Genomic DNA, 8,193 nt, shown 5'->3' with positions numbered 1-8,193 from the left:
CGTTGAAGGCGCTTAAGCGCTTTCTCAGACTTTCTGAGATATCTGGGATTTTCCACGGTCTGACCGTCTGAGTCGGTGTAGAAATGATTTAATCCGACATCTAAGCCAATAACTGTTCCAGTGGGTTCTCGTTTCTCCAACCTTTCTTGGTCGATACAGAACTGAACGTAGTATCCATCAGCGCGACGGACTACTCTCACCCGCTTAATCTGCTTTAACTGGTAGAAATGCAAGTCACGAGTCCCCCACATTTTGAAGCTGCCCGCCTGGAATCCGTCAGTAAAGGTAATCGTCCTTCTCTCCTCTGACAGCTTCCAGCCTGATGTCTTATACTCGACTGAATCGCGAGTTTTATACTTCTTGAATTTAGGAAACCCTTTTTTACCGGGAATGTTTTTCTTACAGTTATCGTAGAAACGGGCTATAGCTGCCCAAGCTCGTTCCGCCGAGGCTTGACGAGCCATTGAGTTCAGCTGTTTTGCCCAAGGAAACTCTTTGGCAAGAACCGTACAATAGGCGCTTAGTTCATACCGTCCAACTCCCTTGTTGTCCATCCAGTATCTCAGGCAACTGTTACGAACAAACCGAGCCGTACGAATGGCCTCGTCCAGACGCTCGTACTGCTCTTTGGTTCCTTCTAGCTTGGCCTCAAATACCAGCATGATACCATTCAGTCATTTGACGGGGTTGTACCACATTGTACTACAGTGGTTGCCGCGATTCATCTCAACGTTGAATCAAAGATTACAACGTGAGCCTTCTCGCGGATTAAGGTAAACCATCATCAATCGTCTCAAATTAAGGTTAAACCATGAATCGCGCCGAGAAGACCACACCGCGAAGCGCCTGGGCCAATTCCCTGACGGGTCGACCGTTTCGGGATCACGCCAGAGACTTGGACTCAGACATGGCGATCGCAAAACCGCCTCAATCAATCCCAAAAGAACTCTACAATAAAATGCAGAGGACAGGGTAAAATCCCCCTTGCTAACCGTTCACCGCAGTCTAACCCACGATGTCTTTCACCCCCGAGTTCCTAAGTGGTCGCCAAATCCGCGAAAAATTCCTACAATTCTTCGAGGCGCGCCAACACCAACGCCTCCCCAGTGCATCACTGGTTCCTGAAGACCCCACCGTTCTGCTGACCATCGCCGGGATGCTGCCCTTCAAACCCATCTTCCTCGGCCAGCGGGAACGGGACTATCCTCGCGCCACCACCTCCCAGAAATGTATCCGCACCAACGACATCGAGAACGTGGGCCGAACCGCGCGACATCATACGTTTTTCGAGATGTTGGGGAACTTCAGTTTTGGAGATTACTTTAAACCCGAGGCGATCGCCTGGGGCTGGGAACTGATGACCCAAGTCTACGGCTTACCCCCAGAACGCCTCATCGTCAGTGTCTTCCGGGAGGATGACGACGCCTTCGACATTTGGCATCAAAGCATCGGTATTCCCAAACATCGCATTCAACGGATGGGAGAAGAGGACAACTTCTGGAAATCCGGCCCCACCGGTCCCTGTGGTCCCTGTTCCGAGATTTACTATGACTTCCACCCAGAACTCGGCGACGACCACATCGACTTAGAAGACGACAGCCGCTTCATTGAACTGTATAACCTGGTCTTTATGCAGTTCAACCGCGACAGCGACGGTAGCCTCACCCCTCTCCAAAACAAAAACATTGATACAGGGATGGGACTCGAACGCATGGCCCAAGTGCTGCAAAGCGTCCCCAATAACTACGAAACCGACCTCATTTTCCCCATTATCAAACGAGCGGCGGAGATTGCCCGGCTTCGCTATGACAACGCCGACGCCAAAACCCAGGTTTCCCTGAAAGTCATTGGCGACCATGTGCGCGCCGTGGTGCATCTGATTGCCGATGGGGTGCGGGCCTCGAATATGGGCCGGGGCTATGTCTTGCGTCGTCTGATTCGCCGAGTGGTGCGTCATGGTCGTTTGATTGGCATCGAGGGCGCGTTTATTACCGAAGTCGCTGAAGCGGCAATTCAGGTTTCGGAAGCTGCCTATGCCAATTTGCGGGAACGGCAGGGGTTCATTGAAACGGAGTTATCTCGCGAAGAAGCCCAATTCCTGAAAACCTTGGAACGGGGCGAAAAACTCCTCGGCGAGATTCTGGAGACTCAGCCGCAACAGATTTCTGGCGAAGATGCCTTTACGCTGTATGACACCTATGGCTTCCCGCTGGAGTTGACCCAAGAAATTGCCGAAGAACAGGGCATCGGGGTTGATGTGGCTGGCTTCGAGGTGGAGATGGAACGGCAACGCGATCGCGCCCGGGCCGCCCATGAGACCATTGATTTGACGGTTCAGGGCAGTTTGGATGAATTGGCGGAAAACCTCCATCCGACGGCGTTTTTAGGCTATACGGATAATCAAGCTAATGTCCAAGTGACGGCGGTTTTAGTCGAAGGTCATCGGGTGGAGTCGGCCCAAGCGGGCGATCGGGTGCAGGTGGTCCTCGATCGCACCCCCTTCTATGCTGAGTCTGGGGGACAAATCGGCGATCGCGGTTATCTCTCTGGAGAAACCCTCGTCGTTCGTATTGAAGACGTGAAGAAAGAAGGGAACATCTTTATTCACTTCGGACGCATCGAACGGGGAACGCTCAACTTAGGCGATACAGTGACGGCGCAAATTGATCGCGCCTGTCGTCGTCGCGCCCAAGCCAACCACAGCGCCACTCACTTGCTACAAGCCGCCCTGAAACAACTGGTGGATGAGTCGGTGTCTCAGGCGGGGTCTCTGGTGGCCTTTGACCGCCTCCGCTTTGACTTCAACTGTCCCCGCGCCCTCACCGCCGAGGATGTGCAGCAAGTCGAAGATTTAGTCAATACTTGGATTGCTGAGGCCCATGGGGCGCAAGTGGCGGAAATGCCCTTAGAGGAAGCCAAAGGGAAAGGCGCTGTGGCCATGTTTGGCGAGAAATACGCCGATGTGGTGCGAGTGATTGACTTTCCTGGGGTGTCCATGGAACTCTGCGGCGGGACTCATGTGAGTAATACGGCCGAGATTGGCGCTTTCAAGATTATCTCCGAGTCGGGGATTTCCTCGGGGGTGCGGCGTATTGAGGCGGTGTCGGGGCCAGCGGTGTTGGATTATCTCAATAGCCGTGATGGGGTAGTCAAGGAGTTGTGCGATCGCTTTAAGGTGAAGCCAGAAGAAGTGGGCGATCGTGTCACCAGTTTACAAGAGGAACTCAAAGCGGCCCAGAAACAACTGGCCACCCTCAATGCTGAGTTGGCGCTGGCGAAATCGGATCAACTTCTCTCGGAAGCTGAAGCCGTGGGCGAGTTCCAGATTCTGGTGGCCAACCTGGGAACCGCCGACAGCAAGGCCCTACAAACCGCCGCCGAACGCCTACAACAGAAACTCGGTGACGCAGCGGTGGTGTTAGGGGCGATTCCCAGTGAAGGGAAGGTGAGTTTAGTGGCCGCCTTTAGTCCGGCGGTGACTCAGAATGGCCTGCAAGCGGGCAAATTCATTGGCGCAATTGCCAAACTCTGCGGCGGTGGCGGTGGTGGTCGTCCTAATCTCGCCCAAGCGGGGGGACGGGATGCGAGTCAGTTACCGGCGGCTTTGGAGGCGGCGAAAGCGCAGTTAATGGAGGCGTTGGGCTAGGCGTTTCAGGGAATAGAGGATGGCATCTTCTATTCCCTCGATTTTTGCGATATTTCTCGTCTTAAGTGGCTATCAACCTGTTTCAAGGGTCTCAACCTCTATCTCATCAAAACTCCTGGGTCTGAAACCCCGTCCTTTTAGGACGGCTTTACGATGGATATCTTCAAGTCTACCAAATTGTAGGGGCGAAAGATTTTTCGCCCCCATCGGTGACCGATCCCGCCTCCAACACCTGTGACAACCGGCCACGGTGACGACAACCATCGAGGAGTTTATGGCGGAAATGGGTGACTCATCTCGGCTAGGGCGATCGCCCTCCCCGTCCTCTACCAACTGTCATTCATTGGAGGAGGCTGGTTCCAATCGTCTTCCTTGGGGCTGGGAGGGTCTTGAGTCCTCGCCGGCGGAGGAGTCGGCGCTGGATCTCTCGGCTGCCAGATGGGTTCCTTCTCCGTCGCCCCTGAGTCCTGTCGTTGCAGTTGCAAGGGTTCGACGACCCGCGCCACAGCATCTTTGAGAAATGCCTTGACAAATTCCTCTTTTTGTGTTAATTCAAACTGCCGTTGCACCACTTCCGTAATGCCGCCATCTCCCCAATCCCCATCTTGGCGGAAATACTCAATAAAACTTTTACCAGCAATGCGAGTTAGATAGGCCGCACTCACCCCTTGAATGGCTTTGCCAATCACCAACGTACCCACATGAAACTGTAACCCCGTTGCCACCAGTTGCACAACGCCCTTGACAATGCCTAAACTGGCTAGGGTTTTGCCCAAGGAGAGGGCTAACTCTCGTCCTCGTTCTAAGTTCAACTCACAGCCGTAGACTTTGCCCAACTCCACCACCATTTGCGCGTTCACCGCCGCTGTAGCCAACAAATCCACCCCAGGAAGCGGCGTAATCGCGATCGCCCCGGCCCCAATCCACTGATAGCGATCCACAATCTTCATAGCTTGACGGCGGCGTTGTCCATCCAACAGACGACGCGCCTCATCCCCCAACCGCTGGGATTGCAGCAAAATGTTATCTGCCAGTAAATCTTCCCCCTCAGCCCGTAATACCGCCACAATACGCCGGATCAGGGGCATAATTTCGGGATCTGGCGTGAAGGCTTCCCCCGTCACCAGACGCACCACCGGAGGATTCGCGGAAATCGCCACAATATCACTCGGGGGAACAATCCCTCGTAATCGCGCCCGCAACCGAGCTAAAATGACCTCGCGATCGCCCTCAGCATACAAATCCGCCTTATTAAAGGCCACAACAGAACGCTTACCAATCTCCGCGAGAACTTGCAGAGGCTCATATTCCGACTGGCGTAAGTCATTATCGACAATAAACAACAACAAATCCGCCTCCGTGGCCCATTGGCGAGCCACTTCCCCCCGTTCATTCCCCTCGATTCCCGATTCCAAGATTCCGGGGGTATCCGTAATTAAAATCTCCCGTTCCAATCCCGGTAGATTCAGGGTATAGGTTTCTCCCACCGTCGTCGTTCCCATCGGCGCACTCACTCGCCCCACCACTCGCCCTAAAATAGCATTGACCACTGACGACTTCCCCGCCGATCCGGTTCCGAAAACCACCACCTGTAAGTTACCCTGGGAGAGATTGGACTCAATCGCCTGCGATCGCGCCTTGAGAGCCTGTCGAGCCACCTCATCCTGGATTTGCTCAACCTGCGATCGCACCGCCTTGAGATTCACCGATGCGGCTTCACTCTTATTCTCGGGAACCCTCGGCGATGGACGTCGCGACCCCCGTTTCACCTCAGACGGCGTCCACAGCAGCCGCAAATAATACACCAACCCCCCAATCAGCACCGCCAACAGAACAATCAGCAGCAGCAACAAGAGATTGGCTAAAAACGGACTGGCAGACCAAGCGATTTGACCATACAGCCAATTTAAGGACGTGATCAACCAGATGGTCATCGCCAAAATGACGATGACCCCAACAATGAGAGTCAGGAGACGAGACAGGGGCATAGAACACCAGGAACTTTCCCTAGTTTAGCGTTTCAATTCTGCCACTATTCCCGCCCCAGTTTCTGCCCCGACGATCCAGTTTCCCTGTCTCAATATACGAACGGGACCACCGCCGAGTAAGCTAAAGTGGGATGGCGACCATCAGGCAGGCTGAGGGCGACCACAAGTATATCCTCCTGCATTGTTCCCCCTCTTGCCTTTTGCCTCTTGCCTCTTGCCTTCTTCTTGCCTGTTCCCTTCTTTCCCCTATGTCTTTCCGGCGTTCCTTTCGCTTTCTGAAAACTCATTGGTTTAACATCTTACGCGATACCTTAGCGGGTGTTGCTCGTCAACGGCTCGCTAACCTATCCTCGGAAGTGGCCTTTAATGCCATGTTGGCCATGTTCCCGGCGATTATGGCCGCTCTTGCCATTTTGGGACAAGTCTTGCCCGAACGAGCGGTTCTCGATTTAATTACCGAAAATCTGAAAATGCTTCCCCCCGAGGAAGTTCAGAACATTCTCGATGGCTTTATTGGCCAGCTTGAACTTCCTAAAGGCGAGGGGCTGTTTTCCGTGAGTTTTGCGGCCGCCTTATGGATTGCTTCGGCGGCCCTGAGTTCAATTATGAACGCCCTCGATCGCATCTACCGGGTTCCCAAAAATAAAACCCGTCCCTTTTGGAAAGCTAAACTCATTTCCATCGCCCTCACCCTTGGCTCGATGTTAATGTTAGCGGTGGCCTCGATTCTGATTATTATTAGCGATTTTATTGTCAAATTTATCGTCGGTCGAGTCGGGGAATATGAATCGGAGTTGATGTCAGCCTGGTATCAACTCACCTTTCCCCTCGCGTTAACCCTCGTGGCGATCGCCTTCGCCTTTATCTATCGCTATGGAACCAGTCTCTGGAAACAGGGAACCCCCGTCGTTCCAGGGGCGATCGCCGCAACGGTTCTCTGGGCCGCCGTGTCGAGTCTCTTTCGCCTCTATGTCTCCTCCTTTGGCAGCTATAACCTTTACTATGGCGCAGTTGGGGCGGCGATCGTCCTGTTACTCTGGCTGAAATTGAGTGCTTTAGCGATTCTAATTGGCGCCCAGCTTAATATGTCGATTGGTCGTTTCCGTCGTCTCGGTCATCGTCACGACTCCCGGATCTCAGCCCCCAAACCCCCCGTGGATCAGTCTCTGGACTCCTTCCATTGAGAATAGGGATGCTGTACTAAATTAGCATTGTAATAACGAGGATCATCGGAGACCTCGACCCCCAACCAGGCCGGTGCAACAAACGACTGTCGCTCATCTTCGAGTTCGACTTCCGCCACAATTAGGCCCTGATTTTCCCCGAGAAACTCATCGATTTCCCAGGTCATCCCCTCATCGATGACGGTATAGCGAACTTTCTCAATTAACGGTTTATGACAAAGGCGATCGAGCATCTCCTGAGCGTCGTTGAGGGGAATCCCATATTCGTATTCCGAGCGCGATACCCCCACCGTGGCTCCTTTGAGCGTCAGCCAGGCGCGATCGCCCGCAATGCGAACCCGAATCGCCAGATGCAGATCTCGGGTGAGGTAGCCTTGACGATACGCTACACCCTGGGCCTGCGATCGCCAGGAGTCATCCTTCACTAAAAACTTACGTTCAATTTCTTGGGCCATGGGCGTTTTGCTGGTCTCCATTGCGAGAGTACGGCACAATCTTAAAGCAGAAGGTTGAGATCTTGTTATGGTAACCGGTCACACGAAACTACTCGGGATTATCGGCAATCCCGTCGAGCATTCCCTCTCCCCAGCCATGCAGAACGCGGCGTTAAGGGAGATGGGGTTAGATTTTATCTATTTGCCCTTTCCCGTGGCGTCACAGGGCATTGAGGCGGCGCTATTGGGCTTTGAAGCCATTGGGGTGGTAGGCTTTAATGTGACGATTCCCCATAAGCAGGCCATTGTCCCCTATCTAGCGCAACAAACGGAGGTGGCTAAGGCGGTGGGTGCGGTGAATACAGTCCTCTATCGCGATGGCGGCTGGTGGGGAACCAATACCGATGTGGCGGGGTTTATCGCACCGTTGCGGGAGATTTCTAACTGGGGCGATCGCACCGCTGTTATCTTAGGTAATGGTGGCGCAGCCCGGGCGGTGGTCGCAGGACTGACGCAACTCGGCTGTGGGACAATTCATGTTGTCGGACGGGATGAGCAAAACCTGACTCGCTTTGCCGAGAGTTGGCAGGCTTCGAGCCTTGGAGTCCAGCTAACCCCCCATCTTTGGGAGAGTTTACCAGAATTACTGCCTCAAACCCATTTGCTGGTCAATACCACCCCAGTCGGGATGGGAGTGGATGGCGATCGCAGTCCCCTCTCCGCCGCTGATATCGCTCAACTCGGTCGTGATAGCATTATCTATGACCTCATCTATACCCCCCGTCCCACGAAGCTCTTACAACTGGCTCAGGAGAGAGGGTTAAGAGCCATTGATGGCACAGAAATGCTCGTCCAACAGGGTGCAGCGGCCTTAAGCCTATGGACGCAACCCTTCACCTCGAAACCGGTTCCCGTCAACATCATGCGAGATACCTTATTAA

At 53.7% G+C, this 8,193-nt stretch carries 6 protein-coding genes; 3 read left to right on the top strand and 3 right to left on the bottom strand.

Annotated elements, in window-relative coordinates; all coding sequences use genetic code 11:
- A partial coding sequence (locus tag R6U67_RS14910; protein WP_410253281.1) for an RNA-guided endonuclease InsQ/TnpB family protein occupies positions 1 to 662 on the bottom strand: 662 nt, incomplete at its 3' end.
- Between the two features lie 353 nt (positions 663 to 1,015).
- On the opposite strand from R6U67_RS14910, the gene alaS reads away from it, so the two are divergent.
- Entirely contained in the window at positions 1,016 to 3,646 is a 2,631-nt protein-coding gene (gene alaS / locus R6U67_RS14905; RefSeq protein WP_410253280.1) for an alanine--tRNA ligase, read from the top strand.
- Positions 3,647 to 3,972: 326 nt separating this feature from the next.
- Here the strand turns inward: alaS and R6U67_RS14900 are convergent, their stop codons facing one another.
- The gene (locus tag R6U67_RS14900) at positions 3,973 to 5,634 is read right to left on the bottom strand and encodes a YcjF family protein (RefSeq protein ID WP_410253279.1); all 1,662 of its coding nucleotides are present in this window, start codon (positions 5,632 to 5,634) and stop codon (positions 3,973 to 3,975) included.
- A gap of 248 nt (positions 5,635 to 5,882) precedes the next feature.
- Here R6U67_RS14900 and R6U67_RS14895 point away from each other — a divergent pair, with 248 nt between their 5' ends.
- Positions 5,883 to 6,818, top strand: a complete 936-nt coding sequence (locus R6U67_RS14895; RefSeq protein WP_410253278.1) for a YihY/virulence factor BrkB family protein — start codon at positions 5,883 to 5,885, stop codon at positions 6,816 to 6,818.
- Here the strand turns inward: R6U67_RS14895 and R6U67_RS14890 are convergent.
- Complete coding sequence (locus tag R6U67_RS14890) at positions 6,794 to 7,294, bottom strand: CYTH domain-containing protein (protein ID WP_410253277.1); 501 nt, start codon at positions 7,292 to 7,294, stop codon at positions 6,794 to 6,796. The two genes, R6U67_RS14895 and R6U67_RS14890, sit on opposite strands and share 25 nt — an antisense overlap.
- Before the next feature lie 46 nt (positions 7,295 to 7,340).
- On the opposite strand from R6U67_RS14890, the gene R6U67_RS14885 reads away from it, so the two are divergent.
- Positions 7,341 to 8,193 (top strand): shikimate dehydrogenase (locus R6U67_RS14885; RefSeq protein WP_410253276.1); only part of this gene is annotated, 853 nt, incomplete at its 3' end.

Source organism: Sodalinema sp. (genome assembly GCF_046483825.1).
GTDB lineage: Bacteria > Cyanobacteriota > Cyanobacteriia > Cyanobacteriales > Geitlerinemataceae > Sodalinema.
The sequence above is the reverse complement of the archived record's forward strand: the minus strand, read 5'-3'. Positions and strand labels throughout refer to the sequence as shown.

Excerpts from the sequence above, each read along its gene's own strand:
- R6U67_RS14895 (WP_410253278.1), top strand. The coding sequence starts at position 5,883 with ATGTCTTTCCGGCGTTCCTTTCGCTTTCTGAAAACTCATTGGTTTAAC.
- R6U67_RS14890 (WP_410253277.1), bottom strand. The coding sequence starts at position 7,294 with ATGGAGACCAGCAAAACGCCCATGGCCCAAGAAATTGAACGTAAGTTT.
- alaS (WP_410253280.1), top strand. The coding sequence starts at position 1,016 with ATGTCTTTCACCCCCGAGTTCCTAAGTGGTCGCCAAATCCGCGAAAAA.
- R6U67_RS14900 (WP_410253279.1), bottom strand. The coding sequence starts at position 5,634 with ATGCCCCTGTCTCGTCTCCTGACTCTCATTGTTGGGGTCATCGTCATT.